At 71.4% G+C, this 26,357-nt stretch carries 15 protein-coding genes, 1 tRNA gene and 1 rRNA gene; 13 read left to right on the forward strand and 4 right to left on the reverse strand.

Translation table 11 applies throughout. The features are described from left to right. The 3 genes from rrf to CHR28_RS13320 form a co-directional block, all read left to right on the forward strand. A 5S ribosomal RNA gene (gene rrf, locus CHR28_RS13310) occupies positions 1–87 on the forward strand; the annotation flags it as partial. A 114-nt stretch (positions 88–201) separates the two neighbouring features. Next, entirely contained in the window at positions 202–864 is a 663-nt protein-coding gene (locus CHR28_RS13315; RefSeq protein ID WP_094053808.1) for a DegT/DnrJ/EryC1/StrS family aminotransferase, read from the forward strand. 73 nt (positions 865–937) lie between these two features. Further along, positions 938–1,013: transfer RNA gene (locus CHR28_RS13320), tRNA-Thr, on the forward strand. Positions 1,014–1,082: 69 nt separating this feature from the next. Here the strand turns inward: CHR28_RS13320 and CHR28_RS13325 are convergent. Further along, on the reverse strand, positions 1,083–3,836 hold the full coding sequence (locus tag CHR28_RS13325) for a SpoIIE family protein phosphatase (protein ID WP_094053809.1): 2,754 nt from the start codon (positions 3,834–3,836) through the stop codon (positions 1,083–1,085). 376 nt (positions 3,837–4,212) lie between these two features. On the opposite strand from CHR28_RS13325, the gene CHR28_RS13335 reads away from it, so the two are divergent. The 10 genes from CHR28_RS13335 to CHR28_RS38320 all read left to right on the forward strand — a co-directional run bounded on the left by CHR28_RS13335 (position 4,213) and on the right by CHR28_RS38320 (position 19,422). Continuing rightward, positions 4,213–9,675 (forward strand): HAMP domain-containing protein, encoded by a 5,463-nt coding sequence (locus CHR28_RS13335; RefSeq protein WP_094053810.1) that lies wholly within the window; start codon positions 4,213–4,215, stop codon positions 9,673–9,675. A 307-nt stretch (positions 9,676–9,982) separates the two neighbouring features. Then, positions 9,983–10,663, forward strand: coding sequence for a response regulator (locus CHR28_RS13340; protein WP_094053811.1), 681 nt, complete (start codon positions 9,983–9,985; stop codon positions 10,661–10,663). Between the two features lie 127 nt (positions 10,664–10,790). After that, entirely contained in the window at positions 10,791–13,550 is a 2,760-nt protein-coding gene (locus CHR28_RS13345; RefSeq protein WP_179272422.1) for a DNA translocase FtsK, read from the forward strand. Positions 13,551–13,814: 264 nt separating this feature from the next. Beyond that, positions 13,815–14,663 (forward strand): helix-turn-helix domain-containing protein, encoded by an 849-nt coding sequence (locus CHR28_RS13350; RefSeq protein ID WP_094053812.1) that lies wholly within the window; start codon positions 13,815–13,817, stop codon positions 14,661–14,663. Between the two features lie 93 nt (positions 14,664–14,756). Next, complete coding sequence (rimO, locus tag CHR28_RS13355; RefSeq protein WP_094053813.1) at positions 14,757–16,238, forward strand: 30S ribosomal protein S12 methylthiotransferase RimO; 1,482 nt, start codon at positions 14,757–14,759, stop codon at positions 16,236–16,238. Further along, positions 16,235–17,089, forward strand: a complete 855-nt coding sequence (gene pgsA, locus CHR28_RS13360; protein WP_094053814.1) for a CDP-diacylglycerol--glycerol-3-phosphate 3-phosphatidyltransferase — start codon at positions 16,235–16,237, stop codon at positions 17,087–17,089. Before rimO ends, pgsA begins: the two co-directional genes overlap by 4 nt. Beyond that, the gene (locus CHR28_RS13365; protein ID WP_094053815.1) at positions 17,086–17,631 is read left to right on the forward strand and encodes a CinA family protein; all 546 of its coding nucleotides are present in this window, start codon (positions 17,086–17,088) and stop codon (positions 17,629–17,631) included. Before pgsA ends, CHR28_RS13365 begins: the two co-directional genes overlap by 4 nt. A 109-nt stretch (positions 17,632–17,740) precedes the next feature. Continuing rightward, positions 17,741–18,121 (forward strand): helix-turn-helix domain-containing protein, encoded by a 381-nt coding sequence (locus CHR28_RS13370; protein ID WP_003993396.1) that lies wholly within the window; start codon positions 17,741–17,743, stop codon positions 18,119–18,121. A 313-nt stretch (positions 18,122–18,434) separates the two neighbouring features. Further along, positions 18,435–18,905 carry a Dps family protein gene (locus tag CHR28_RS13375; protein WP_094053979.1) on the forward strand — a complete coding sequence of 157 codons (471 nt, stop codon included), beginning with the start codon at positions 18,435–18,437 and terminating at the stop codon, positions 18,903–18,905. 226 nt (positions 18,906–19,131) lie between these two features. Further along, a complete protein-coding gene (locus tag CHR28_RS38320; protein ID WP_094053816.1) occupies positions 19,132–19,422 on the forward strand; it encodes a hypothetical protein in 291 nt (96 codons plus the stop codon). Between the two features lie 136 nt (positions 19,423–19,558). Here CHR28_RS38320 and CHR28_RS13385 read toward each other — a convergent pair whose 3' ends face one another. The 3 genes from CHR28_RS13385 to CHR28_RS13395 all read right to left on the reverse strand — a co-directional run bounded on the left by CHR28_RS13385 (position 19,559) and on the right by CHR28_RS13395 (position 26,356). After that, complete coding sequence (locus CHR28_RS13385) at positions 19,559–20,323, reverse strand: SDR family NAD(P)-dependent oxidoreductase (protein ID WP_094053817.1); 765 nt, start codon at positions 20,321–20,323, stop codon at positions 19,559–19,561. A 32-nt stretch (positions 20,324–20,355) separates the two neighbouring features. Further along, entirely contained in the window at positions 20,356–21,186 is an 831-nt protein-coding gene (locus CHR28_RS13390; RefSeq protein WP_094053818.1) for an Fpg/Nei family DNA glycosylase, read from the reverse strand. 88 nt (positions 21,187–21,274) lie between these two features. Next, a complete protein-coding gene (locus tag CHR28_RS13395) occupies positions 21,275–26,356 on the reverse strand; it encodes an ATP-dependent helicase (protein ID WP_094053819.1) in 5,082 nt (1,693 codons plus the stop codon). Position 26,357: the final 1 nt, after the last annotated feature.

The following is a 26,357-nucleotide window of genomic DNA, read 5'->3' on the forward strand; positions in this document are numbered from 1 at the left end:
GGTTACATTCCGAACCCGGAAGCTAAGCCTTACAGCGCCGATGGTACTGCAGGGGGGACCCTGTGGGAGAGTAGGACGCCGCCGAACAATCATTGAAAGGGTCGGACCCGGAACTTTGTTTCCGGGTCCGACCCTTTTTTGTTGTGCGTCACTTGAAGTTCACGTTGCGCAATCACGATGCACAGCATGGGTACTGCTGCAATGCTCAGGGCCGCCGGTGTCGGACTCGGTAACGAGGTCGTCGTGCCGGCCTTCGGGAACGTCGAGGTCGCGGAGGCCGTGGCCATGGCTGGGGCGTTGCCGGTGTTCGCCGACATAGATCCCGTCACCTACTGCCTTGATGCCTCCGCGGTGGAAGCGGCGGTGACTCCGCGGACCGCGGCCGTCGTCGTCGTGCACCGCTTCGGCCGGCTCGCCGACATCGCCCGGCTGCACGGCGTGGGTCAGCGGCACGGACTGCTCGTCCTGGAGCAGGGCGAGTCCGAGGCGCCCTATGACGAGATAGCCCAGCGTCGGGAGCGCGCGGCGTATCTCGACGCGAAACTGCGGGGCGTGCGGACGCCGGACGACGGGGACGGGCACACGTATCAGCAGTACGTCGTGCGGGTGCCGGGCAATGGGCGGCCCGACCGGGACGCCTTCGCTCGGGCCGTGCGCGCCAGGGGAGTTGAGGCCCGGGTGCCGGTGAAGACACCGGTGCACCGGCTGCCCGAGTTCCGGCGTTGTGTGTCCCTGCCGGAGACGGAGCGAGCCGCCGACGAGACGCTCGCGCTGCCGGTGCACGCCGCACTCACCAAGCGGGACATGCAGCGGATCGTGTCCGCGTGCAATGCCCTCGGAGGACTGCTCCAGCCCGCCTTCTGACGTGGTTGGGAGCACGGGTCCGTTCGGGGTATGATCTATTCCGTTGCCGCGGGGCAAATCCGCAGAGCAACAGGCCCCTATAGCTCAGTCGGCAGAGCGTCTCCATGGTAAGGAGAAGGTCAACGGTTCGATTCCGTTTGGGGGCTCCAGTAGAAAAGGCCCCACCCGTCAGGGTGGGGCCTTTTTCGTTGTCCCAGTCCTTGTGGCCCTAGTCGGCCCTAGTCCTTGTGGGGGCCCGGGACGCGCATCGCGAGGATCGCCATGTCGTCGGACGGGGCGTCCGACGCGAAGCGTTCCACCGCGCGCATGATGCGGGCCGCGACCGCGCCGGCCGTGAGGCCCGTGCAGGTCGTCAGGACGTCGGCGAGTCCGTCGTCGCCGAGCATGCGGGTGCCCTCGCGGCGTTCGGTGACGCCGTCCGTGACGCACAGCAGGACATCGCCCGGGTCGAGCGTGACCGTCTGCTCGTAGAGCTCCAGGTCCTCGATGACGCCGAGGAGCGGCTGGGGTTCGGCGGCCGGTTCGACCGTGCCGTCCTGGCGCAGGCGCAGCGGCAGGGGGTGGCCGGCGCAGACGACCTTCAGCTCGGCGCTGCCGTCCTCCTGGGGCCGCATCTCGCCGTAGAGGAGGGTGAGGAAGCGGCTGCGGGCGCCTTCGTCGAGGATGGCGGAGTTGAGGCGTTCCAGGACCGTGGGGCCGCTGAGGCCCTCGCGGGCGAGGAGGCGCAGGGCGTGCCGGGCCAGGCCGGTCACCGCGGCCGCGTTCGGGCCCGTGCCGCAGACGTCGCCGATGGCGAAGCCGTAGGCGCCGTCGCGGATGGGGAAGACGTCGTAGAAGTCGCCGCCGACCTCGTTGCCCTCGCCGGCGGCGCGGTAGATGACCTCGACCTCGACGCCCTCGATCGTGGGGAGCTCCGGGGGGAGGAGGCTGCGCTGGAGGGACTGGCTGATGGCCGTGCGCTCGGAGTAGAGGCGGGCGTTGTCCAGGGCCAGGGCGGCTCGGCGGGAGAGGTCCTCGGCGAGTTCCAGGATCTCCTGGCGGAAGTGCTCGTCGGTGGGCTTGCCGAGGGTGAGCATGCCGATGACGCGGTTGCGGGCGACCAGGGGCAGGACGACCGTCTCGCCGCCGACGGCTGAGGCGGTGGCGAGGGTGGGGCCGATGCCGGGGGTGATCTGGTGGCTGGGCCCGCCGCTGAGGCCGAGGCTGCGCATGGAGGTGCGCAGGGCGGCCTGGTGCGCGACCTCGGCGGGGGCCGTCCAGACGCGGGCGCCCGGGGTGGGGACCGGGTCGGGCGGGGGGACCTTCGACAGCAGGGACTTGATGCCGTCGATGAGTTCCTCGTCCTCGTGCAGGACGTAGGAGAGGTACGGCTCGGAGGCCTGGTCGGCGATCGTGTAGACGGCGCACCAGGTGGCGAGGGTCGGGACGGTCATCTGGGCCATCAGGGCCAGCGTCTGGTCGCGGTCCAGGGTGCCGGCGAGCAGGTCGGAGGCCTCGACCAGGAAGCTGAGGGAGCCGCGGCGCAGGCGTTCCAGTTCGCCGAGGCGGGCCGATTCGACGGCCAGGGCGATGCGGTCGGCGGCGAACTGCAGGCGCAGGGCCTCTTCGTTGGAGTAGCGGCCGGGGGCCTCGGCGGCGACGCCGAGGGAGCCGGTGAGGCGGCCCTCGACCTTGAGCGGGACCGTGACGACCGAGCGCATGCCCGTGCCGTTGAGCAGGGGGACCGCGCCGGAGACCGCCGTGAGGTCGTCGTGGACGGCGGGCATGCGGGCGGAGCCGTAGCGGCCGGTGCCCGCCTCGACGGGGACGCGGGCGAAGCGCTGGCGGGCCGAGGGGAGGCCGGTGGAGGCGCGGACCTCCAGTTCCGTCTCGTCGTCCGTGGCGAGCAGCAGGAAGGCGGAGTCGCCGTCGAGCATGTCGCGGGCGCGTTCGACCGTGCGCTGGAGGAGGCCGTCGAGGTCGTCGGGGGCGGGGGAGCCGATGAACACCTCGAAGGGGTCGGTGCTCTGGCCCTCGGAGCCGCTGGAGGTGTCGGAGGCGGGGACGCGCAGGGGGGTCTGCAGAACGGCCCGTTCGTGGTCCCTCACCAGCAGGCACACGGTTGACGGCTCTCCGCCGGTGTCGCGGACGCGCAGGTGGGAGGCGTAGACGGGGGCGACGCGGCCGGCGGCGTCGCGGATGCCGTAGCTGCCCTCCCAGCGGGAGAGCTGGAGGGCCTCGGCGATGCCCGTGCTGGTGCCGGGGGTATGCGGCCAGGCGGCGAGGTCGGTGAGCGGCTTGCCGGTGACCTGCTCGGCCGGGTAGCCGAAGAGTTCCTCGGCGTCCTCGTTCCAGGCGCTGATGTGGCCGGTGCGGTCGACCTGGACGACGGCCACGCGGACCCGGCTGTCGGCGAGGGGGAGGAGGTCGGCCGGGAGGGCGGGGCCGGCGGCGCGGGTGCCGACCGTGCGGGCGGGGAGGTCGAGCCGGAACCAGACGGTCTTGTGGGTGGGCGTGTACTCGACGCCCCAGCGGCCGGCGAGGGCCGCGCAGAGCTGGAGGCCGCGGCCGCCCTCGCGGTCGGGGTTGCCCATGTTGACCGCCGCGCCCTGCAGCGGGATCTCGCGCTCGGGGTACCGGTCGGCGACCTCGATGCGTACGCCCTCGTCGCTGCGCAGGCACAGCACGTCGGCGGAGGTGCCGGCGTGGACCACGGCGTTGGTCACCAGTTCGCTGGTGAGAACCACGGCGTCGTCGACGATGTCGGCGAAGCCCCAGCCCTGGAGTGTGTCGCGGACGAAGGAGCGGGCGCTCGCGACCGAGCGCCCGACGGGCTCGAAACTGGCGGCCGCGCGCGCGGTGATCACAGAACTCCTCGACCGGTTCTCGACGTGCTGGGCTGCGTGGCCGTCCGGCTCACGCCGCTGTTGCGGCAGGCTGTCCGTCGGCCGGGGGTCCGGGGGCTGTCCCCCCGGGATCAGTCCGGTGGTCATGTGTGCGGCCGCCCCTCCGATGCCCGCTCGTCTTCGTGCCACCGCCCAGGCCGGACGGACCGGCGTGGCTGGACAGCCGGATGCAAGGTTACTTACCTTCGCGGTCCGTGCGGATGCCGGTCTGCAGTGTTTCCGTCCGGAGGGTGTGCGGACGATGTGCGAAGCTGCCGAACTGTTATGGCCTGGTTCGGCCGGGGTGAAACACTGGGCAAGCTTCTTGTGAAGGTCCGGGCAGGCTGAGTGCACAAGGCGTACGGCGGGCAGCAGCCCCCTGGGACGGGCCCGGTGTGCAGGGCAGAGAATACGCAGTAGTAACTGGTACGCCTGGCGGTACCGCGAGCACAGAGTGACGGTCGACCCCTGCGGGAGGGACACAGTGGAGTCTGGCGCAGCGACGCGTGGCACGAAGACGCGCGCGAAGGGCGGACAGTCCCCGAGCCACCAGGGAAAAACGCGCAACGGCACGACCGAGGTGGACACGGCGGCCCTGAACCGGCTGATGGCGGCCCTGGTGTCCATGCGGGACGGCAACTTCCGCAAGCGGCTCACGGTGTCCGGCGACGGCGTGATGGCCGAGATCGCGGCGGTCTTCAACGAGGTGGCCGACCGCAATCTGCATCTGACGGGTGAGCTGTCCCGGGTGCGGCGCATGGTGGGCCGTGAGGGCAAGCTGACCGAGCGGCTGGAGACGGGTGCCTGCGAGGGCTCCTGGGCGACCGCGATCGACAACTCGAACGCCCTGGTGGACGACCTGGTGCGGCCGGTCTCCGAGGTCGGCCGGGTGCTGTCGGCGGTGGCCGAGGGTGATCTGTCGCCGCGCATGGAGCTGCGCACGCAGGCGACGGACGGGAACAGCCAGCCGCTGCGGGGCGAGTTCCTGAAGGTCGGGCGGACCGTCAACAACCTGGTCGACCAGCTGTCGACGTTCACCGACGAGGTCACGCGCGTGGCCAGTGAGGTGGGCACCGAGGGCAAGCTGGGCGGGCAGGCACGCGTGCGTGGCATGTCGGGTTCGTGGCGTGACCTCACCGACTCCGTCAACACGATGGCGAACCGGCTGACCGCTCAGGTGAGGGACATCGCGCTGGTGACGACGGCGGTCGCCAAGGGTGATCTGTCGCGGAAGGTCACCGTGCAGGTGGCCGGTGAGATGCTGGAGCTGAAGAACACCGTCAACACGATGGTGGACCAGCTGTCGGCGTTCTCCTCCGAGGTGACCCGGGTGGCCCGTGAGGTGGGCACCGAGGGCGCGCTGGGCGGTCAGGCGCAGGTGCCCGGGGTCGACGGGGTGTGGAAAGAACTGACGGATTCGGTGAACACCATGGCCGGGAACCTCACGGCCCAGGTGCGCGGGATCGCGGAGGTGACGACGGCGGTCGCCAACGGTGACCTGTCGCGCAAGGTGACCGTGCCCGCGCGTGGCGAGGTCGCGCAGCTCGCCGACACGATCAACCAGATGACCGAGACGCTGCGGATCTTCGCGGACGAGGTCACGCGCGTGGCCAACGAGGTCGGTGCCGAGGGGCGGCTCGGGGGTCAGGCGAACGTGCCGGGCGCGGCGGGGACGTGGAAGGACCTCACCGATTCGGTGAACACGGTCTTCCGGAACCTGACCACCCAGGTGCGGGACATCGCGGCCGTGACGACGGCGGTGGCCAACGGTGATCTGTCGCAGAAGGTCACCGTCGACGTGGCCGGCGAGATGCTGGAGCTGAAGAACACCGTCAACACGATGGTGGACCAGCTGTCCTCCTTCGGTGCCGAAGTGACGCGCGTGGCGCGGGAGATCGGTGTCGAGGGTGAGCTGGGCGGTCAGGCGCAGGTGCCGGGCGCGGCGGGGACGTGGAAGGACCTGACGGACTCAGTCAACACGGCGTTCCGCAACCTCACCGGTCAGGTGCGCAACATCGCCCAGGTGACGACGGCGGTGGCCAACGGCGACCTGTCGCAGAAGGTCACGGTCGACGTCTCCGGCGAGATGCTCAAGCTGAAGAACACCGTGAACACGATGGTGGACCAGCTGTCGAGCTTCGCCGACCAGGTGACGCGGATGGCCCGGGACGTGGGCACGGAGGGCCGGCTCGGCGGTCAGGCCCGGGTCGACGGCGTGTCGGGCACCTGGAAGGAGCTCACCGACTCCGTCAACTCGATGGCCGGCAACCTCACTTCCCAGGTGCGCAACATCGCGCAGGTGACGACGGCCGTGGCCCGGGGTGACCTGTCGCAGAAGATCGACGTGGACGCCCGCGGGGAGATCCTGGAGCTGAAGAACACCATCAACACGATGGTCGACCAGCTCTCGGCCTTCGCCGACCAGGTGACCCGGGTGGCCCGCGAGGTGGGCACGGACGGGCGGCTGGGCGGTCAGGCGCAGGTGCCCGGCGTGGCCGGTGTGTGGCGCGATCTGACCGACTCGGTGAACGGCATGGCCGGCAACCTCACCGCGCAGGTGCGCAACATCGCCCAGGTGGCGACCGCGGTGGCCCGGGGTGACCTGTCCCAGAAGATCACCGTGGACGCGCGCGGGGAGATCCTGGAGCTGAAGAACACCCTGAACACGATGGTGGACCAGCTGTCGTCGTTCGCCCAGGAGGTCACGCGAGTGGCCCGTGAGGTGGGTACGGAGGGCATCCTGGGCGGTCAGGCCGAGGTGCAGGGCGTCTCCGGCACCTGGAAGGACCTCACCCAGTCCGTGAACGGCATGGCGAACAACCTGACCATCCAGGTGCGCAACATCGCCGAGGTCACCACCGCGGTGGCCCGGGGCGATCTGTCGAAGAAGATCACGGTCGACGCCAAGGGCGAGATCCTGGAGCTGGTGACGACCGTCAACACGATGGTCGACCAGCTGTCCTCCTTCGCCGAGCAGGTGACCCGGGTGGCCCGTGAGGTGGGCACCGAGGGCATCCTGGGCGGCCAGGCGCACGTGCCGGGTGTCACGGGCATCTGGAAGGACCTGAGCGACAACGTCAACCTGATGGCCAAGAACCTCACCACTCAGGTGCGCAACATCTCCCAGGTCTCGGCGGCGGTCGCCAACGGTGACCTGACGCGGCAGGTCACCATCGAGGCCCGCGGTGAGGTCGCTCAGCTCGCCGACACGATCAACACGATGGTGAAGACGCTGAGTTCGTTCGCCGAGCAGGTCACCAAGGTGGCCCGCGAGGTGGGCACGGACGGCATCCTCGGCGGGCAGGCGCACGTGCCGGGTGTGGCCGGCACGTGGAAGGACCTGACCGAGTCCGTGAACCAGATGGCGTCCAACCTGACCGGGCAGGTGCGCAACATCGCCCTGGTCACCACGGCGATCGCCAAGGGCGACCTGAGCAAGAAGATCGACATCGACGCCCGGGGCGAGATCCTGGAACTGAAGACGACCATCAACACGATGGTCGACCAGCTGTCCTCCTTCGCCGAGGAGGTCACCCGGGTGGCCCGCGAGGTGGGTACGGAAGGCCAGCTGGGCGGCCAGGCGCGGGTGCGGGACGTGGACGGCACCTGGCGGGACCTGACCGAGTCCGTGAACGAGATGGCCGGGAACCTCACCCGGCAGGTGCGGGCCATCGCGCGCGTGGCGACGGCGGTGACCCGGGGCGATCTGAACCTGAAGATCGACGTGGACGCGTCCGGGGAGATCCAGGAACTCCAGGACTACATCAACAAGATGATCGCCAACCTGCGCGACACCACGATCGCCAACAAGGAGCAGGACTGGCTCAAGGGCAACCTGGCCCGCATCTCGGCGCTGATGCAGGGCCGGCGGGACCTGGAGGACGTGGCCTCGCTGATCATGAGCGAGCTGACGCCGGTGGTCTCGGCCCAGCACGGCGCGTTCTTCCTGGCCATGCCGCTGGTCGACGGCGAGGACGTGAATGCCGCGGACGAGGACCAGTACGAGCTGCGCATGCTGGGCTCCTACGGCTACTCGATGGGCTCCATGCCGACGTCGTTCCGGCCCGGTGAGGCGCTGATCGGGACGGCCGCCACGGAGAAGCGCACGATCCTGGTGGAGAACGCGCCCAGTGGCTATCTGAAGATCTCCTCGGGGCTCGGCGAGGCGCCGCCCGCGCAGGTGATCGTGCTGCCGGTGCTGTTCGAGGGGAAGGTCCTCGGCGTCATCGAGCTGGCGTCGTTCACGCCGTTCACGCAGATCCAGAAGGACTTCCTGAACCAGATCGCGGAGATGATCGCGACCAGCGTCAACACCATCTCCGTCAACACCAAGACGGAGCTGCTGCTGGCGCAGTCGCAGGAGCTGACCGAGCAACTGCGTGAGCGCTCGGCCGAGTTGGAGCAGCGGCAGAAGGCCCTGCAGGCGTCCAACGCCGAACTGGAGGAGAAGGCCGAGCTGCTGGCCCAGCAGAACCGCGACATCGAGGTGAAGAACACCGAGATCGAGGAGGCGCGGCAGGTCCTGGAGGAGCGCGCCGAGCAGCTCGCGGTGTCGATGCGCTACAAGAGCGAGTTCCTCGCGAACATGTCGCACGAGCTGCGCACGCCGCTGAACTCGCTGCTGATCCTGGCCAAGCTGCTCGCGGACAACGCCGAGGGGAACCTCTCCCCGAAGCAGGTGGAGTTCGCCGAGACGATCCACGGGGCCGGTTCGGACCTGCTCCAGCTCATCAACGACATCCTCGACCTGTCGAAGGTCGAGGCGGGCAAGATGGACGTCTCCCCGACGCGGATCGCGCTCGTCCAGCTCGTGGACTACGTGGAGGCGACGTTCCGGCCGCTGACCGCGGAGAAGGGCCTGGACCTGTCCGTGCGGGTCTCGCCGGAGCTGCCCGCCACGCTGCACACCGACGAGCAGCGGCTGCTGCAGGTGCTGCGCAACCTGCTGTCCAACGCGGTGAAGTTCACCGATTCGGGTTCGGTGGAGCTGGTCATCAGGCCGGCGCGGGACGACGTGCCGCAGAAGATCCGGGAGCAGCTGCTGGAGACGGGGTCGCTGACCGACCCGGACGCCGGGCTGATCGCGTTCTCCGTGACCGACACCGGCATCGGCATCGCCTCCAGCAAGATGCGGGTGATCTTCGAGGCGTTCAAGCAGGCCGACGGCACGACCAGCCGCAAGTACGGCGGTACGGGTCTGGGGCTGTCCATCTCGCGGGAGATCGCGCAGCTGCTGGGCGGTGAGATCCACGCCCAGAGCGAGCCGGGCCGCGGCTCGACGTTCACGCTGTACCTGCCGCTGCACCCGAGCGAGCTGCCGCCGCAGGGCTACCAGCAGCAGCTCCCCGCCCTGGAGGCCGGCGACCTGGTGGCGTCGAAGGCCGAGCTGTCGGACGCGGAGGTCGAGACGCCGGCCGAGGTGAAGTCGTACCGCGAGACGCAGAACGGGCCGGCGGCCCTGTTCCGGCGGCGGCGCCGGATGCCCGAGCTGCAGGCGCGCCCGGCGCAGCCCGAGCAGTGGGTGCCCGCCGAGCAGGAGGCGGCGCCGCGACCGCGGCGGGGCATCCGGTTCGGCGGTGAGAAGGTCCTGATCGTCGACGACGACATCCGCAACGTCTTCGCGCTGACCAGCGTGCTGGAGCAGCACGGCCTGTCCGTGCTGTACGCCGAGAACGGGCGTGAGGGCATCGAGGTCCTGGAGCAGCACGACGACGTGGCGGTCGTGCTGATGGACATCATGATGCCCGAGATGGACGGGTACGCGACGACCACGGCGATCCGCAGGATGCCGCAATTCGCCGGGCTGCCGATCATCGCGCTGACGGCCAAGGCGATGAAGGGCGACCGCGAGAAGGCGATCGAGTCGGGGGCCTCCGACTACGTCACGAAGCCGGTCGACCCCGATCACCTGCTGACGGTGATGGAACAGTGGATGCGCGCGGAATGAGGGGATCCGTGGACCGTTGCGCGACCGTGCCGGGAAGGTTCGGTGTGCACTCGCAGTTGCCGACTCGGTGTGCGCATAGTCGTGTAGAAGTACGAGTTCCGGGGAACCTTCTGGTCTCCTGCTGCGTTTCTGCTATGTGCACAGTGACATCACGGTGACAGGGTGTGGCGACGGGCGGGGTGCGGCTACGATGACCGGCACAAGGACGGACGGCGCCAGGGAGTCGTCCGCTGAGGTGGCACCCACCGGTGCATCCTCAGGTCCTGCGGACAGGGGAGGCCCCAAGCCGGGGCGAGGAGGGCGGGCCATGGTGCAGAAGGCCAAGATCCTCCTGGTCGATGACCGGCCGGAGAATCTGCTTGCGCTGGAGGCGATCCTCTCTGCGCTCGATCAGACGCTGGTGCGGGCATCGTCCGGGGAGGAAGCGCTCAAAGCGCTGCTCACGGACGACTTCGCGGTGATCCTGCTGGACGTCCAGATGCCGGGCATGGACGGCTTCGAGACAGCCGCGCACATCAAGCGGCGCGAGCGGACCCGGGACATCCCGATCATCTTCCTCACGGCGATCAACCACGGCCCGCACCACACCTTCCGGGGCTATGCGGCGGGCGCGGTCGACTACATCTCCAAGCCGTTCGACCCGTGGGTGCTGCGCGCGAAGGTCTCCGTCTTCGTCGAGCTGTACATGAAGAACTGCCAGCTGCGTGAGCAGGCGTCGCTGCTGCGGCTGCAGTTGGAGGGCGGCGGCAAGGACGCGGACGGCGAGGCCAAGGAGTCGGCCGGGCTGCTCGCGGAGCTCTCCGCGCGGCTGGCCGCCGTCGAGGAGCAGGCCGAAGCACTGACCAAGCAGCTCAACGACGATTCGACGGACGCCGCCGCGGTGGCCACGGCGGCTCATCTGGAGCGCAAGCTCACGGGGTTGCGGCGGGCGCTGGACGCGCTGGAGCCCGGCACCGGCAGCACCTCCCACGTCTCCTCGCAGAACTGACGCACGCGGACGCGGCGTTGCCCGTCCATGACCGCGCGTCAGTTTCGCGCCTCTCCCGGAGCGACACGAACGGGTGAAGCGGCAGGCACACGTGTCCCCCGTCGTCTCCCCCGGTAACCTCACACCCATGGCCTCACGTCCCTCCGCAGCCAAGAAGCCGCCGGCGAAGAAGGCGGCCGCTTCCGCGAAGGCCCCGGCGAAGAAGGCCGCTGCCAAAAAGGCTCCCGCGAAGAAGGCGCCCGCCAGGAAGGCCGCGGCCAGGAAAGTCGCGCCCCGGCCGGCACCCAGCCCCACCGGGGGCGTCTACCGGCTCGTGCGCGCCGTGTGGCTCGGCGTGGCCCACGCCGTCGGTGCCGTCTTCCGCGGCATAGGGCAAGGCGCCAAGAACCTCGACCCGGCCCACCGCAAGGACGGCGTCGCCCTGCTGCTGCTCGCCATCGCGCTGATCGTCGCCGCCGGCACCTGGGCCGACCTGAAGGGTCCCGTCGGCGACCTGGTCGAGATCCTGGTGACCGGTGCCTTCGGCCGGCTCGACCTGCTGGTGCCGATCCTGCTCGCCGTCATCGCCGTCCGCTTCATCCGCCACCCGGAGAAGCCCGAGGCCAACGGGCGCATCGTCATCGGCCTGTCCGCGCTCGTCATCGGCGTGCTCGGCCAGGTCCACATCGCCTGCGGCTCACCCGCGCGCGCCGACGGCATGCAGGCCATAAGGGACGCCGGCGGTCTGATCGGCTGGGCCATGGCGACCCCGCTGTCGTACACCATGGGCGATGTGCTGGCCGTGCCGCTGCTGGTGCTGCTGACGGTCTTCGGACTGCTGGTCGTCACGGCCACGCCGGTCAACGCCATCCCGCAGCGGCTGCGGCTGCTCGGCGTGCGCCTCGGCATCCTGCGCGACCCGGCCGAGGACGCGTACGGCTACGGGGAGGACGACGACGAGCGCTACGAGGAGCAGTGGCGCGGGGCGCTGCCCGCACGCCCGCGCGGCAGGCGCGCGCCGGCGCCCGCGGCGTACGACCCCGAGAGCGCCGAGGAGGAGGCCCTCACGCGGCGCCGGGGCCGTCCCCGGCGCTCGGCCGTGCCGCAGCCCGACATGGACCGGCCCAGGGACGCCGTGGACGTCGCCGCCGCGGCCGCGGCGGCGCTCGACGGCGCCGTGCTGCACGGCATGCCGCCCTCCCCGGTCGTCGCCGACCTCACCCAGGGCGTGCGGGCGGGCGACCAGGAGCCGACCACGCCGACGCCGGTCCCGGCCGCCCGGCCCCAGCAGGACCCGCCCCGGCCGGACCGGCCGCAGCAGGACGAGCCCGCGCCGCAGAAGCCCCGGGCGGGCGTCCGGGACCTCACCAAGGCCCCACCGTCCAAGCCCCGCGACCTGCCCCCGCGCGCCGAGCAGCTGCAGCTCTCCGGCGACATCACGTACGCGCTGCCCTCGCTGGACCTGCTGGAGCGCGGCGGCCCGGGCAAGGCCCGCAGCGCCGCCAACGACGCCATAGTCGCCGCGCTGACCACCGTCTTCACCGAGTTCAAGGTCGACGCCCGGGTCACCGGCTTCACGCGCGGGCCGACGGTCACGCGCTACGAGGTCGAACTCGGCCCCGCCGTGAAGGTCGAGCGGATCACCGCGCTGGCCAAGAACATCGCCTACGCCGTCGCCAGCCCGGACGTGCGGATCATCAGCCCCATCCCCGGCAAGTCCGCGGTCGGCATCGAGATCCCGAACACCGACCGGGAGATGGTCAACCTCGGTGACGTGCTGCGTCTGGCGGAGTCCGCGGAGGACGACGACCCGATGCTGGTCGCGTTCGGCAAGGACGTCGAGGGCGGCTACGTCATGCACTCGCTGGCGAAGATGCCGCACATGCTGGTCGCCGGTGCCACCGGCTCCGGCAAGTCCTCCTGCATCAACTGCCTGATCACCTCGATCATGATGCGGGCGACCCCGGAGGACGTCCGGATGATCCTCGTCGACCCCAAGCGGGTCGAGCTGACCGCCTACGAGGGCATCCCGCACCTGATCACGCCGATCATCACCAACCCCAAGCGCGCCGCCGAGGCGCTCCAGTGGGTCGTACGCGAGATGGACCTGCGCTACGACGACCTGGCCGCCTACGGCTACCGGCACATCGACGACTTCAACAAGGCCGTGCGCGAGGGCAAGGTCAAGCCCCCCGAGGGCAGCGAGCGCGAGCTCCAGCCGTACCCCTACCTGCTGGTGATCGTGGACGAGCTGGCCGACCTGATGATGGTGGCGCCCCGGGACGTCGAGGACGCCATCGTGCGCATCACGCAGCTCGCGCGCGCGGCCGGCATCCACCTGGTGCTCGCCACACAGCGGCCCTCGGTGGACGTCGTCACCGGCCTGATCAAGGCGAACGTGCCCTCCCGGCTCGCCTTCGCCACCTCCTCGCTCGCCGACTCGCGGGTCATCCTCGACCAGCCCGGCGCCGAGAAGCTCATCGGCAAGGGCGACGGGCTGTTCCTGCCGATGGGGGCCAACAAGCCCACCCGTATGCAGGGCGCCTTCGTCACCGAGGCGGAGATCGCGGGCGTCGTGCGGCACTGCAAGGAGCAGATGACGCCCGTCTTCCGGGACGACGTCGTCGTCGGCACCAAGCAGAAGAAGGAGATCGACGAGGACATCGGTGACGACCTCGACCTGCTGTGCCAGGCGGCCGAACTGGTCGTCTCCACGCAGTTCGGCTCGACGTCCATGCTCCAGCGCAAGCTGCGCGTCGGCTTCGCCAAGGCCGGGCGGCTGATGGACCTCATGGAGTCCCGGAACATCGTCGGGCCGAGCGAGGGTTCGAAGGCTCGTGACGTTCTTGTGAAGCCTGATGAGCTGGATGGCGTGCTCGCCCTGATCCGGGGGGAGTCTGATGGGTAGGGAAGCGGGACACGGCGGTCGACTCGCCTGGCGTGTACGGCAATCGGGTGTCCTGATCGTGACTCTTCCGTAAGGGATCATTGAGCAACCGTTTCCCTTCGGCGTACGTCAAGTTGAGCGAAGCGAAAAGCAGTGACCCCACCATCGGAATGTCGGGCCATTCCGATGGCGTACAAAGTGACACCGCCCGGTTGCCCCACCCTTTTGTACCCCCCCTAGACTGAACCTCCAGCACAGGCGGCTATACGCTCGAAAGGCGCCCCCGTGTCCATCGGCAACTCCCCTGAAGACGAGCGTCCGTTCGAAGACGAGCGCGTCGAAGCAGACCGCGAGGAAGCCCGCCCCTCCATCGGCCGTGCCCTGCAGCAGGCTCGTATCGCCGCCGGGCTGACCGTCGACGACGTCAGCAGCGCCACCCGGGTCCGCATGAACATCGTGCACGCCATCGAGGCGGACGACTTCACCCCCTGCGGCGGTGACGTCTACGCCCGTGGGCACATCCGGACCCTCGCCAAGGCCGTCCACCTCGACCCGGAGCCCCTGCTCGCCCAGTACGGCGAGGAGCACGGCGGGCGCCCGGCACCGACCCCTGCGGCTCCCCTGTTCGAGGCGGAGCGCATCCGTCCCGAGCGGCGGGGGCCCAACTGGACCGCGGCGATGGTCGCCGCGATCGTCGCCGTGATCGGCTTCGTCGGCTTCACCATGTTCCAGGGCGGTGACGACGGCGGCAGCGAGGCGAACGTCGCCGAGGGCTCCACGCCCAGCGACTCCGCCTCCCCGACCACCAAGACCAAGAAGCCCGCCGATCCCGAGCCCGAACCGTCCGACAGCGCCATCGCTGCCGCGCCGCAGGACAAGGTGACGGTCCAGGTGGCCGCCGTCGACGGCCGCAGCTGGATCGCCGCCCGGGACCACAACAACCGCATGCTGTTCGACGGAGTCCTCAAGCAGGGCGACTCCAAGACCTTCCAGGACAGCTCCAAGATCCACCTCGTCCTCGGGGACGCGGGTGCGATCGACCTCTTCGTCAACGGCAAGAAGATCGAGGACGACTTCCAGCCCGGCGCCGTCGAACGCCTGACGTACACCAAGGGCGACCCCGAGGCCGGGTGACCAGCCCGAAGGAGTGCGGCGAGTACGGGGTTGGCCGTGATCGGCCAACCCCGTCGACGTGGGGTGTCAGCGAGACGAAGTACTCTTGAGCCCATGCCTGAACGCCGTACCGTCGCACTCGTCACCCTTGGCTGCGCCCGTAACGAGGTGGACTCGGAGGAGCTCGCAGGCCGTTTGGAGGCGGACGGCTGGCAGCTCGTGGAGGACGCCGAGGAAGCCGACGTCGCCGTCGTGAACACCTGCGGCTTCGTCGAGGCCGCCAAGAAGGACTCCGTCGACGCCCTCCTGGAGGCCAATGACCTCAAGGGGCACGGCAGAACCCAGGCCGTCGTGGCGGTGGGCTGCATGGCCGAGCGGTACGGCAAGGAACTCGCCGAGGCCCTGCCCGAAGCCGACGGCGTGCTCGGCTTCGACGACTACGCCGACATCTCCGACCGCCTCCAGACCATCCTCAACGGCGGCATCCACGCCTCGCACACCCCGCGCGACCGGCGCAAGCTGCTGCCGATCAGCCCGGCAGAGCGGCAGGAGTCCGCCACGGAGGTCGCGCTGCCCGGGCACGCCCCGGCCGACCTCCCGGAGGGCCTCGCCCCGGCCTCCGGCCCGCGCGCGCCCCTGCGCCGCCGTCTGGACGGCTCCCCGGTGGCCTCCGTGAAGCTGGCCTCCGGCTGCGACCGGCGCTGCACCTTCTGCGCCATCCCGTCCTTCCGTGGCTCCTTCATCTCGCGCCGGCCCTCCGACGTCCTGAACGAGACGCGGTGGCTCGCCGAGCAGGGCGTGAAGGAGGTGATGCTGGTCTCCGAGAACAACACCTCCTACGGCAAGGACCTGGGCGACATCCGCCTGCTGGAGTCGCTGCTGCCGGAGCTCGCCGAGGTCGACGGCATCGAGCGCGTGCGCGTCAGCTACCTCCAGCCGGCCGAGATGCGCCCCGGCCTCATCGACGTGCTGACCTCGACCCCGAAGGTCGCGCCCTACTTCGACCTGTCCTTCCAGCACTCCGCGCCCGGCGTGCTGCGCGCGATGCGCCGCTTCGGCGACACCGACCGCTTCCTGGAACTGCTCGACACCATCCGCGCCAAGGCCCCTCAGGCCGGTGTGCGCTCCAACTTCATCGTCGGCTTCCCCGGGGAGAGTGAGGCCGATCTCGCCGAGCTGGAGCGCTTCCTGAACGGCGCCCGCCTGGACGCCATCGGCGTCTTCGGCTACTCCGACGAGGAGGGCACGGAAGCGGCCGGCTACGACAACAAGCTCGACGAGGACGTCGTCGCCGAGCGCCTGGCCCGCGTCTCGCGGCTCGCCGAGGAACTCGTCTCGCAGCGCGCCGAGGAGCGGGTCGGCGAGACGGTCCACGTCCTGGTCGAGTCCGTCGACGAGGAGGACGGCGTCCACGGCCGTGCGGCCCACCAGGCGCCCGAGACGGACGGCCAGGTGCTCCTCACGAGCGGCGCGGGGCTGACCGTCGGCCGTATGGTCGAGGCGAAGGTGGTCGGTACGGAAGGTGTCGACCTGGTGGCCGAGCCGCTCCCCGGCTCGTTCGCGTCGCCTTCGTCGAGTGAGGAGGCGGGCAGATGACCGGTGTCCCGGCATCCGCGGCGGGAGGCTCCTCCGGCGCGAGGAGAGCCGCCGCCGGTGCGGCGTCCAAGGCCGCCCAGAAGGCTCCCGGAGCGGTGGCGGGACACGCGCCCGTGCCGTCGGCCGAGACCGCGGCACCCGGAGCCGTCGCGGGTGAGGCCCTCGTCCGCGAGGACGCGGCGGGGGCGGCGGGGACCGGTGCCGACGCCCAGGACGACGACCGGCCCGCGCGGGGCGCGAAACTGGCCGCCGCGGCCGTGAACCAGGCCAGCGTCTGGAACATCGCCAACCTGCTGACCATGCTCCGGCTGATCCTCGTGCCGGCGTTCGTCGCGCTGATGCTCGCGGACGGCGGCTACGACCCGGCGTGGCGCTCCCTGGCCTGGGCCGCCTTCGCCATCGCCATGATCACCGACCTCTTCGACGGTCACCTGGCGCGCACCTACAACCTGGTCACGGACTTTGGGAAGATCGCCGACCCCATCGCCGACAAGGCGATCATGGGAGCGGCGCTGATCTGTCTGTCCGCCCTCGGCGATCTGCCGTGGTGGGTGACCGGCGTGATCCTCGGCCGGGAACTGGGCGTCACCCTGCTGCGTTTCCTCGTCATCCGGTACGGCGTCATCCCGGCCAGCCGCGGAGGCAAGCTCAAGACGCTCACCCAGGGCGTGGCCGTGGGCATGTACGTGCTGGCGCTGACGGGGTGGCTGGCCACCCTGCGGTGGTGGGTGATGGCCGCGGCGGTCGTGCTGACCGTGGTGACCGGGCTGGACTATGTGAAACAGGCCATTGTGCTGCGCAGGCAGGGAATCGCCGAGCGCAAGGCCGCGTTGGAGGAGAAGGAAGCGTGAGTTCCACGGCCACCGACGTGGTGCGACTACTCACAGTGAAGGGCGAGACGCTCGCCGTCGCGGAGTCGCTGACCGGTGGCCTCGTTGCGGCGGACATCACATCGGTGCCCGGGGCGTCCAAGGTCTTCCGGGGCTCGGTGACGGCCTACGCCACCGAACTGAAGCAGGAGCTGCTCGGCGTCGACGCCACCTTGCTGGCGGCGCAGGGAGCGGTGGACCCGCAGGTCGCGGCCCAGATGGCGGTCGGCGTCCGCAAGGCGCTCGGCGCGGACTGGGGCATCGCGACCACCGGTGTGGCGGGTCCCGACCCGCAGGACGGACAGGCCGTCGGGACGGTCTTCGTCGCCGTGGACGGCCCGTTCGCACCGGATTCCGGTTCTGCCGGCGGCGGAAAAGTGGAGGGTCTGCGGTTGAACGGCGACCGCGCGGAAATTCGTAGAGAGAGTGTACGGAGCGTACTCGCACTGCTCCTGAAGGAGCTTGCGGGCGAACAGACTGGGAATGAGCGGGCACAGGATACGGAACGGAACGGGGGGTTTTGATGTTTGCAGCCCTGAGTGAACACGACATCGCTCCCCGCACGGCCGCGGCGCAAGGCGGTACGGTGGGGCGTAATGGATGCGGCTACGCGGTCCGAGGAGGGAGCCACCGATGATTCTGCTCCGTCGCCTGCTGGGTGACGTGCTGCGTCGGCAGCGCCAGCGCCAGGGCCGTACTCTGCGCGAAGTCTCCTCGTCCGCCCGAGTCTCACTCGGCTATCTCTCCGAGGTGGAGCGGGGGCAGAAGGAGGCTTCCTCCGAGCTGCTCTCCGCCATCTGCGACGCGCTGGACGTACGGATGTCCGAGCTCATGCGGGAAGTGAGCGACGAGCTCGCCCTCGCCGAATTGGCCCAGTCTGCTGCGGCCACCCCCAGCGAGCCCGTGCCCACGCCGGTGCGACCGATGCTGGGCTCCGTTTCGGTGACCGGTGTGCCACCGGAACGGGTGACGATCAAGGCGCCCGCCGAAGCGGTGGACGTCGTCGCCGCGTGACGCTCCGCGCGTACGTGGCATGAACGAGCGGCGCTGATCGGGCGCCGGGATGTGGTGAGGCCCCGGCCGGGGTTCTCCGGGAGATCCGGAGGAGAGTCGGTCGGGGTTTTCGCTTGTCCCGGTACGGGTTTGGTGGTCGGGTGCGGTTGTTGGGTGCGGTCGTTGGCTTTGGTGGTCGGGCTCGGTAGTCGCGTTCAGTCGTATGGTTCGGTTGTCGGGTCCGTCGTCTCGTCCGGTTTGCGTGCGTTTGCCCGTGCGGCGTGCGGCCGTCATCGTTGAGGGGATGGCCGGGGAACAGTCCACGGAGGTGCGGATGTACGTCGTGAAGAGCCCGTTGTCGGACGCGAGCCTGAAGACCGTGTCCGAGGCGCTGCAGGGCGCGCTCGTCGATCTGGTGGACCTCGCCCTCGTGGCGAAGCAGATCCACTGGAACGTGGTGGGGCCGCGCTTCCGGTCCGTGCATCTCCAGCTCGACGAGGTCGTCGACACCGCGCGGACGTATTCCGACACCGTGGCCGAGCGTGCCGCGGCCCTGGGCGTCCCGCCGGACGGGCGGGCCGCGACGGTGGCCGTCGGCAGCGGCATCGGCGTGACGCCCGAGGGGTGGGTCGACGACACGACCGCCGTGAGCGCGCTCGTCGAGGCACTGGGCGCGGTGATCGCGCGGATGCGGGAGCGGGTCGAGGCGACCGGGGAGCCGGACCCGGTGAGCCAGGACATATTCATCCAGATCACGGCGGCCCTGGAGAAGCATCACTGGATGTTCCAGGCCGAGAACGGGTGATCACCGTCCCGGCGCGCGCGGGCGCGGGCGCGGTAGCGGGCTATGGGCCGGGCGGCCTCGCCGCTCGGCGGTGCGGGCTGCGCTGTGCGGGTACGGGTGCGGGTGCGGGTGCGGGTGAGCGGGGCGTGGGCGAGCGGGGCGGGGGTGGCTGTGCGTCTGTGTGCCGGTGGTGCGCCCTGTGCGCCGGCGCGGGCGCCCGAATAGCGTCGGGCCGGAGGTGGCGGCCATGGCGTCGATAGGGCGCCCCGAGGTCCTCCAGGGCCGGAGGGCTTGGGGCTGGGGATCGCGGGGGGCTGCGCTGGGGCTCGGGGTGTTGTGGTGGTGGGCCGTGGTGCGGCTGGTGGTGACGCCCGGCGCGGGGGCGCTGGAGGCGACGGTGGCCGCCGGGGGGTGGGGGCTGAGCGTGCTGCCGGTGCACTGTGTCCCGAAGGGGCGGGCCGGCGGGGTGGTGGTCGGTGCGGGGCGGTTGCGGAAGGCTTTGGGGGTGGGGGTGCGGGGGGTGCTTCGACGGGGATGATCTTTGCCTGTTGCCTGTTGCCTGTTGCCTGTTGCCTGTTGCCTGTTGCCTGTTGCCTGTTGCCTGTTGCCTGTCGCCTGTCGCCTGTCGGCTGATGGCTGTTGGCTGTTGTGGTGTGGGGCGCAGCGCTTGCGTGTCACCACGGCATTGCCACACCCCCGTTCGGGCGAATGATCTGGCCCGTGATGAAGGCCGACGCATCGGACGCCAGGTACAGGACCGCGTGGGAGACGTCCTCGGGCGAGCCGACCCGGCGCAGCGGTGACATACGGGTCATGGCGGACTCCGTACGGGCCTGGGTCTCGCCGTCGTGGCGGTCGGTCATCGGCGTACGGATCCAGCCCGGCGCGACCGCGTTGACGCGGATGCCGTGCCGGCCGACCTCCGTCGCGAGGGTCTTCGTCAGCTGGACCACCGCCGCCTTGGCCGCGCCGTAGCAGAGCAGCCCGGGGGCGCCGGTGTCGACGGCGCCCGACGCCATGGTGACGATGCTGCCCGGGGTGCCGCGCGCGATCATCAGGCGGGCCGCCTCCTGGCAGGCGTACAGCACGCCCTTGAAATTCACGGCGAGCACCCGGTCGAGGTCCTCGTCCCGGGTCTCCAGCACAGGGCTGCTGTGCATGATGCCGGCGACCGCGGCCAGGACGTCCAGGCGCGCGCAGGAGGTGACGGCCTGCCGCAGCCGGGCGCGGTCGGTGACGTCCAGGAGGTGGGTGCGGGCCGTGCCGCCGGTGTCCTCGATGAGGGTCGCCGTGGTGTGCAGGCCCTCGGCGTCGCGGTCCGCGCAGTGCACGGTGGCGCCCGCCTCGGCCAGCAGAACGGCGCTGGCGCGGCCGATGCCGCTCGCGGCGCCGGTGACGAACGCGGTGCGGCCGGTGAGGTCGTACGCCGTGACGGGCATACGGGGACCGTACGAGCGTTTCTGACGGGTCGTCAATTGGTCGTGTAGCGGCTGGGGCGCCGGGCGGGTGCCGGGGCCGGGCCCGGCTGGCAGACGGGGCACCAGTACGTGGGGCGCTCGCGGGAGCCGTCGCCCTGCTCGGCGACCCGGATCGGGGTACGGCAGCGCAGGCAGGGGCGGCGGGCCCGCCCGTACACGAAGAGGTCCTGGCCGCGGAGGCCCGTCGTGATGCGGACCGGGCGCTCGCGGTTGGCCTCCAGCAGCTTCTTGGCGAGCGCGGGCAGCTTGGCGGCGCGGTCGGCGGGCAGCTCACCCGCGGGGAGCCACGGGGTGACGCCCAGCAGGAAGCAGAGCTCGCTCTTGTAGACATTGCCGATGCCGGCGAGGTTGCGCTGGTCGAGCAGGGCCTCGCCGAGTTCGCGGGCCGGGTCCTTGAGGACGTTGGCGAGGGCCCGGTCGGGATCCCAGTTCGGGCCGAGGAGGTCGGGTCCGAGGTGGCCGACCGCGCGGTCCTCGTCGGTGGTGCGCAGGAGTTCCAGGACGGGGAGGCGATAGCCGACGGCCGTGCGGTGGGTGGTGCCGAGGATCGCGCGGATCTGGTGTCCGGGGCCGCCGCTCCAGCGCTGGCCGTTCGCGTACACCTTCCAGGAGCCGTCCATCCGCAGGTGGGAGTGGAGCGTCAGACCGCCCTCGATGCGGGTGAGGAGGTGTTTGCCGCGCGGGGTGACGTCCAGGACCGTGCGGCCCGTGAGGTCGGCCGTGGCGAAGCGCGGCACCCTGAGGTCGCTGCGGGTCAGCACGTGGCCCGCGAGGGCGTCGTGCAACCGCTTCGCCGCCTGCCAGACCGTGTCTCCTTCGGGCATGGGTCAAGGGTGGCACGTCGGGCGGGCACACGGACGTGGGCCTTCCGGGGGCCGGCCCGCGAGGGTGCCGCATCCGGTGCGGCGGACGTCAGGCACGCAGGCGGAGACCTCGGGGTGTCGCGATGAAGCCCGCTCCTTCCAGGAGGGTGCCGATGGGGGAGGTGAGCGCCTGGGCGCCGTTGACGCGCTCCACCGTGACTGTGCCGAGGGAGCCCGCGCGGGCGGCCGAGGCCAGGGCCTCCGCCGCGGTGCGCAGGCGGGGATCGTCGCCCGGGTCGCCGTCCGGGTCGGCGGGCCAGGCCAGCAGGGTCTTGCCGCCGCGCTCCATGTAGAGCGTGAGCTCACCGTCGACGAGCACCACCAGGGAGCCCGCCTTGCGGCCCGGCTTGTGCCCCGCACCGGCCGGCGGCTCGGGCCAGGGCAGGGCCGCGCCGTACGCGTTCGCCGGATCGGCGGCGGCGAGTACGACGGCCCGGGACGCGTCCGTGCGGGTACGGCGGCCGGCGAAGCCGGAGTCGTGGGCCGCGCGTCCGCCGTTCTGCCAGGGCGGGGGGCTCTGCGGCGGGTAGTCGCGGGGCGAGATCCACTCGCCAGGGCGCGGCTTGGGCGGCTCGTACGGGGAGCCCGGTCCGGGGAAGCCGTCGTGGCCCGGGTCGTCCGTGTGGTCGGTGGAGGGCCCGGAGTCGTCCGGGCCGGCGAAGTCGTGAGCCGGGAAGGCGTCGGGGTCGGCGCCCGGGAAGGGGGCGAGGCCGGAGCTTGCGAACGGGTCGGTGCCGGGGCCGCTGTTTGCGAACGGGTCGGGACCTTGACCCGTGTCTGCGAACGGGTCGGCACCTTGACCGGTACCCGCGAAGGGATCGGCACCTGGGCCGGTGCCTGTGAACGGATCGGGGCCGGGGCCCGGGGGCGGTCCCGGCAGGGTCTCGCCGCGGTCGCGGGCGTTGGACACCGCCCGCAGCCGGTCCACGGCGCCGTCCATCGCGAACTGCGCCGCGCCGAGTCCCTCCACCACATAGCCGCGGCGGGCCTGGCCGCTCTCCTCGAAGACGGACAGGACACGGTACGTCGCCGAAAAGCCGCCCTCGACGCCCTCCGCCGAGACCGCGCCCCTGGTGACCACGCCGTGCCGGTCCAGGAGCGTGTGGGCCAGGGCGTGGGCCCGCACGGTCGGGTCGGCCTCGTGGGGCGGGAGCAGGGACCAGCGGCCCGCGACGGTCGGCGGGCCCGAGCGGGACGCCGTCCGGGCCGCGGCCGTCAGGGAGCCGTAGCGGCCGCGCGGGACGGCCCGCTTGGCGCGGTGGGCCGTGGAACCGGCGGTGCGTCCCGAGCCGAGCAGGGAGCGCAGGGGGCTGAGCGTGTCGTTGGTCAGACGGCCCGACCAGGCCAGATCCCACAGGGCGTCGGCCAGCTGGGGATCGGTGGCCTCGGGGTGGGTGGTGGCGCGCACCTGGTCGGCGATCTGGCGGAAGAACAGGCCGTAACCGCCGGAGAGCGTGTCCAGGACGGACTGGTGCAGGGCGGTCAGCTCCAGAGGGTGAGGGGGCGGCAGCAACAGAGGAGCGGCGTCCGCCAGGTAGAGGGAGACCCAGCCGTCCTTGCCGGGCAGGGAGCCGGCCCCGGCCCAGATCACTTCCCCAGCGGCCGTGAGCTCGTCCAGCATCGCCGGGTTGTAGTTCGCGATCCGCGACGGCAGGACCAGCTTCTCCAGGGCGGAGGCCGGCACGGAGGCGCCCTGCAACTGCTCGATCGCGCGCACCAGTCCGTCGACGCCGCGCAGGGAATGCCCCCTGCCGATGTGCTGCCACTGGGGCAAAAACTGGGCCAGCGCGGCCGGGGGCACCGGCTCCAGCTCGTGCCGCAGGGCGGCCAGGGAGCGGCGGCGCAACCGGCGCAGCACGGCCGCGTCGCACCACTCCTGGCCGATCCCGGCCGGGTGGAACTCGCCCTGCACGACCCGCTGCGCCGCGGCCAGCCGCTGGAGGGCGCCCTCGGTGACGGCCACGCCCAGGCCGAAGCGGGCGGCGGCCGTGGCCGAGGTGAACGGGCCGTGGGTGCGGGCGTAGCGGGCGAGGAGGTCGCCGAGCGGGTCCTTGACGGGCTCCGTGAAGGCTTCCGGGACGCCGACCGGCAGGGCCGTGCCCAGCGCGTCGCGGAGCCGGCCGGCGTCCTCGATGGCCGCCCAGTGGTCGGCGCCTGCGATGCGGACCCGGATGGCGCGGCGGGCACCGGCCAGCTCCTCGGCCCACCGCGGCTCGGCGCCCCGCTCGGCGAGCTCCGCGTCCGTCAGCGGGCCGAGCAGGCGCAGGAGGTCCGCGACGCCCTCGGCGTCCTTGACGCGGCGGTCCTCGGTGAGCCACTGCAGCTCCCGCTCCAGCTCGGTCAGCACCTCCGCGTCCAGCAGCTCGCGCAGCTCCGCCTGACCCAGCAGCTCGGCCAGCAGCCGGGAGTCCAGCGACAGGGCGGCGGCGCGGCGCTCGGCGAGGGGGGAGTCGCCCTCGTACAGGAACTGGGCGACGTAGCCGAACAGCAGGGAGCGGGCGAAGGGGGACGGCTCGGGGGTGGTCACCTCGACGAGACGGACCTTGCGGGACTCCAGGTCGCCCATGAGCTCGACCAGCCCGGGGACGTCGAAGACGTCCTGGAGGCACTCGCGGATCGCTTCCAGGACGATCGGGAACGAGCCGAACTCGCTCGCCACCTGAAGCAGCTGGGAGGCGCGCTGCCGCTGCTGCCACAACGGCGTGCGCCGGCCCGGGTTGCGGCGGGGCAGCAGCAGCGCGCGGGCGGCGCACTCGCGGAACCGGGCGGCGAACAGGGCCGAGCTGCCCACCTGGTCGGTGACGACCTGGTCGACCTCGCCCTTGTCGAAGACGACGTCGGCGGCGCCCACGGGGGCCTGCTCGACGTCGTACTCCCGGCCCGCCTTCACCGGCTCCTGGTCCAGCAGGTCCAGGCCCATCAGGTCGGCGTCCGGCAGGCGCAGCACGATCCCGTCGTCGGCGTGCATGACCTGCGCGTCCATGCCGTACCGCTCGGAGAGCTTGGCCCCGAGCGCGAGCGCCCAGGGGGCGTGCACCTGCGCGCCGAAGGGGGAGTGCACGACCACGCGCCAGTCGCCCAGCTCGTCGCGGAAGCGCTCGACGACGATCGTCCGGTCGTCCGGGATGTGGCCGCAGGCCTCGCGCTGCTCGTCCAGGTACGACAGCACGTTGTCCGCCGCCCAGGCGTCCAGCCCGGCCGCGACCAGGCGCAGACGGGCGTCGTCCTTGGACAGCGAGCCGACCTCGCGCAGGAACGCGCCCACCGCCCGGCCCAGCTCGAGCGGGCGGCCCAGCTGGTCGCCCTTCCAGAAGGGCAGCCGGCCCGGCACGCCCGGGGCGGGGGAGACCAGGACGCGGTCGCGGGTGATGTCCTCGATACGCCACGAGCTCGTGCCCAGCGTGAAGACGTCGCCCACCCGGGACTCGTAGACCATCTCCTCGTCGAGCTCGCCGACCCGGCCGCCGCCCTTCTTGGGGTCCGAACCGGCGAGGAAGACCCCGAACAGGCCGCGGTCGGGGATCGTGCCGCCGGAGGTGACGGCGAGGCGCTGCGCGCCGGGGCGGCCGGTGATCTCGCCGGTGACGCGGTCCCACACCACGCGCGGCCGCAGCTCGGCGAAGGCGTCGGACGGGTAGCGGCCGGCCAGCATGTCCAGGACCGCCGTGAACGCCGACTCCGGGAGGGAGGCGAAGGGGGCGGCCCGGCGGACCGCGGCGAGAAGGTCGTCGAACTGCCAGGTGTCCATCGCCGTCATCGCGACGAGCTGCTGCGCCAGGACGTCCAGGGGGTTGGCGGGGACCTTGAGGGACTCGATGGCGCCCGTGCGCATGCGTTCGGTGACCACGGCCGCCTGGACCAGGTCGCCGCGGTACTTCGGGAAGACCACGCCGGTGGAGACCGCGCCCACCTGGTGCCCCGCGCGGCCCACGCGCTGCAGCCCGGAGGCCACCGAAGGGGGCGACTCCACCTGGACGACGAGATCGACCGCACCCATGTCGATGCCCAGTTCCAGACTGGACGTGGCCACGACCGCGGGGAGGCGGCCCGCCTTGAGGTCCTCCTCGACCAGGGCGCGCTGCTCCTTGGACACCGAGCCGTGGTGAGCGCGGGCGATGACCTGGGGCGCGCCCTGGGCGGCCCCCGAACCGCCCATGAGCTCGGCAGGGGAGTGGTGCTCGGCCAGGGGCTCGCCCGTGGCCCGCTCGTACGCGATCTCGTTCAGGCGGTTGCACAGGCGCTCCGCGAGGCGGCGGGAGTTCGCGAAGACGATCGTGGAGCGGTGGGACTGGACGAGGTCGGTGATCCGCTCCTCGACGTGCGGCCAGATCGACGGGCGCTCGGCGCCCTCCGAACCGTCCGAAACCGGGGAGCCGCCCAGCTCGCCCAGGTCCTCGACCGGGACGACCACGGAGAGGTCGAACTCCTTGCCCGACTCCGGCTGGACGATCTCCACCCTGCGGCGCGGGGAGAGGAAACGGGCCACCTCGTCGACCGGACGGACCGTCGCCGACAGGCCGATACGGCGGGCGGGCTTCGGAAGGAGGTCGTCCAGCCGCTCCAGGGAGAGCGCGAGGTGGGCGCCGCGCTTGGTGCCGGCGACCGCGTGCACCTCGTCCAGGATCACCGTCTCCACCCCGGTCAGCGCCTCGCGCGTGGCCGACGTCAGCATCAGGAACAGCGACTCCGGGGTCGTGATCAGGATGTCCGGCGGGCGGGTGGACAGGGCGCGGCGCTCCGCCGCGGGCGTGTCTCCCGAACGGATGCCCACCTTGACCTCGGGCTCGGGCAGCCCCAGCCGCACGGACTCCTGGCGGATGCCCGTCAGAGGGCTGCGGAGGTTGCGCTCGACGTCCACGGCCAGGGCCTTGAGCGGAGAGACGTACAGGACGCGGCAGCGCTTCTTGGGGTCGGCGGGAGGCGGGCTCGACGCCAGCTGGTCCAGCGCGGCCAGGAAGGCGGCCAGGGTCTTGCCGGAGCCGGTCGGGGCCACGACCAGCACGTCCGAGCCCTCGTGGATGGCCTGCCACGCGCCGGCCTGGGCCGTGGTGGGCGCGGGAAAGGCACCCGTGAACCAGGCGCGGGTCGCGGGGGAGAAGCCGTCGAGGGGGCCGGACGCGTTGCTGACCATG

It is taken from the genome of Streptomyces sp. XY006 (assembly GCF_002237655.1).
GTDB lineage: Bacteria > Actinomycetota > Actinomycetes > Streptomycetales > Streptomycetaceae > Streptomyces > Streptomyces levis.

Bases quoted from the DNA above. Each gene is read 5' to 3' on its own strand.
- pgsA (WP_094053814.1), top strand. From the start codon at position 16,235: ATGACCGGTGTCCCGGCATCCGCGGCGGGAGGCTCCTCCGGCGCGAGG.
- rimO (WP_094053813.1), top strand. From the start codon at position 14,757: ATGCCTGAACGCCGTACCGTCGCACTCGTCACCCTTGGCTGCGCCCGT.
- CHR28_RS13390 (WP_094053818.1), bottom strand. From the start codon at position 21,186: ATGCCCGAAGGAGACACGGTCTGGCAGGCGGCGAAGCGGTTGCACGAC.
- CHR28_RS13340 (WP_094053811.1), top strand. From the start codon at position 9,983: ATGGTGCAGAAGGCCAAGATCCTCCTGGTCGATGACCGGCCGGAGAAT.
- CHR28_RS13325 (WP_094053809.1), bottom strand. From the start codon at position 3,836: ATGACCACCGGACTGATCCCGGGGGGACAGCCCCCGGACCCCCGGCCG.
- CHR28_RS13385 (WP_094053817.1), bottom strand. From the start codon at position 20,323: ATGCCCGTCACGGCGTACGACCTCACCGGCCGCACCGCGTTCGTCACC.
- CHR28_RS13345 (WP_179272422.1), top strand. From the start codon at position 10,791: ATGGCCTCACGTCCCTCCGCAGCCAAGAAGCCGCCGGCGAAGAAGGCG.
- CHR28_RS13395 (WP_094053819.1), bottom strand. From the start codon at position 26,356: ATGGTCAGCAACGCGTCCGGCCCCCTCGACGGCTTCTCCCCCGCGACC.
- CHR28_RS13370 (WP_003993396.1), top strand. From the start codon at position 17,741: ATGATTCTGCTCCGTCGCCTGCTGGGTGACGTGCTGCGTCGGCAGCGC.
- CHR28_RS13375 (WP_094053979.1), top strand. From the start codon at position 18,435: ATGTACGTCGTGAAGAGCCCGTTGTCGGACGCGAGCCTGAAGACCGTG.
- CHR28_RS13315 (WP_094053808.1), top strand. From the start codon at position 202: ATGCTCAGGGCCGCCGGTGTCGGACTCGGTAACGAGGTCGTCGTGCCG.
- CHR28_RS38320 (WP_094053816.1), top strand. From the start codon at position 19,132: ATGGCGTCGATAGGGCGCCCCGAGGTCCTCCAGGGCCGGAGGGCTTGG.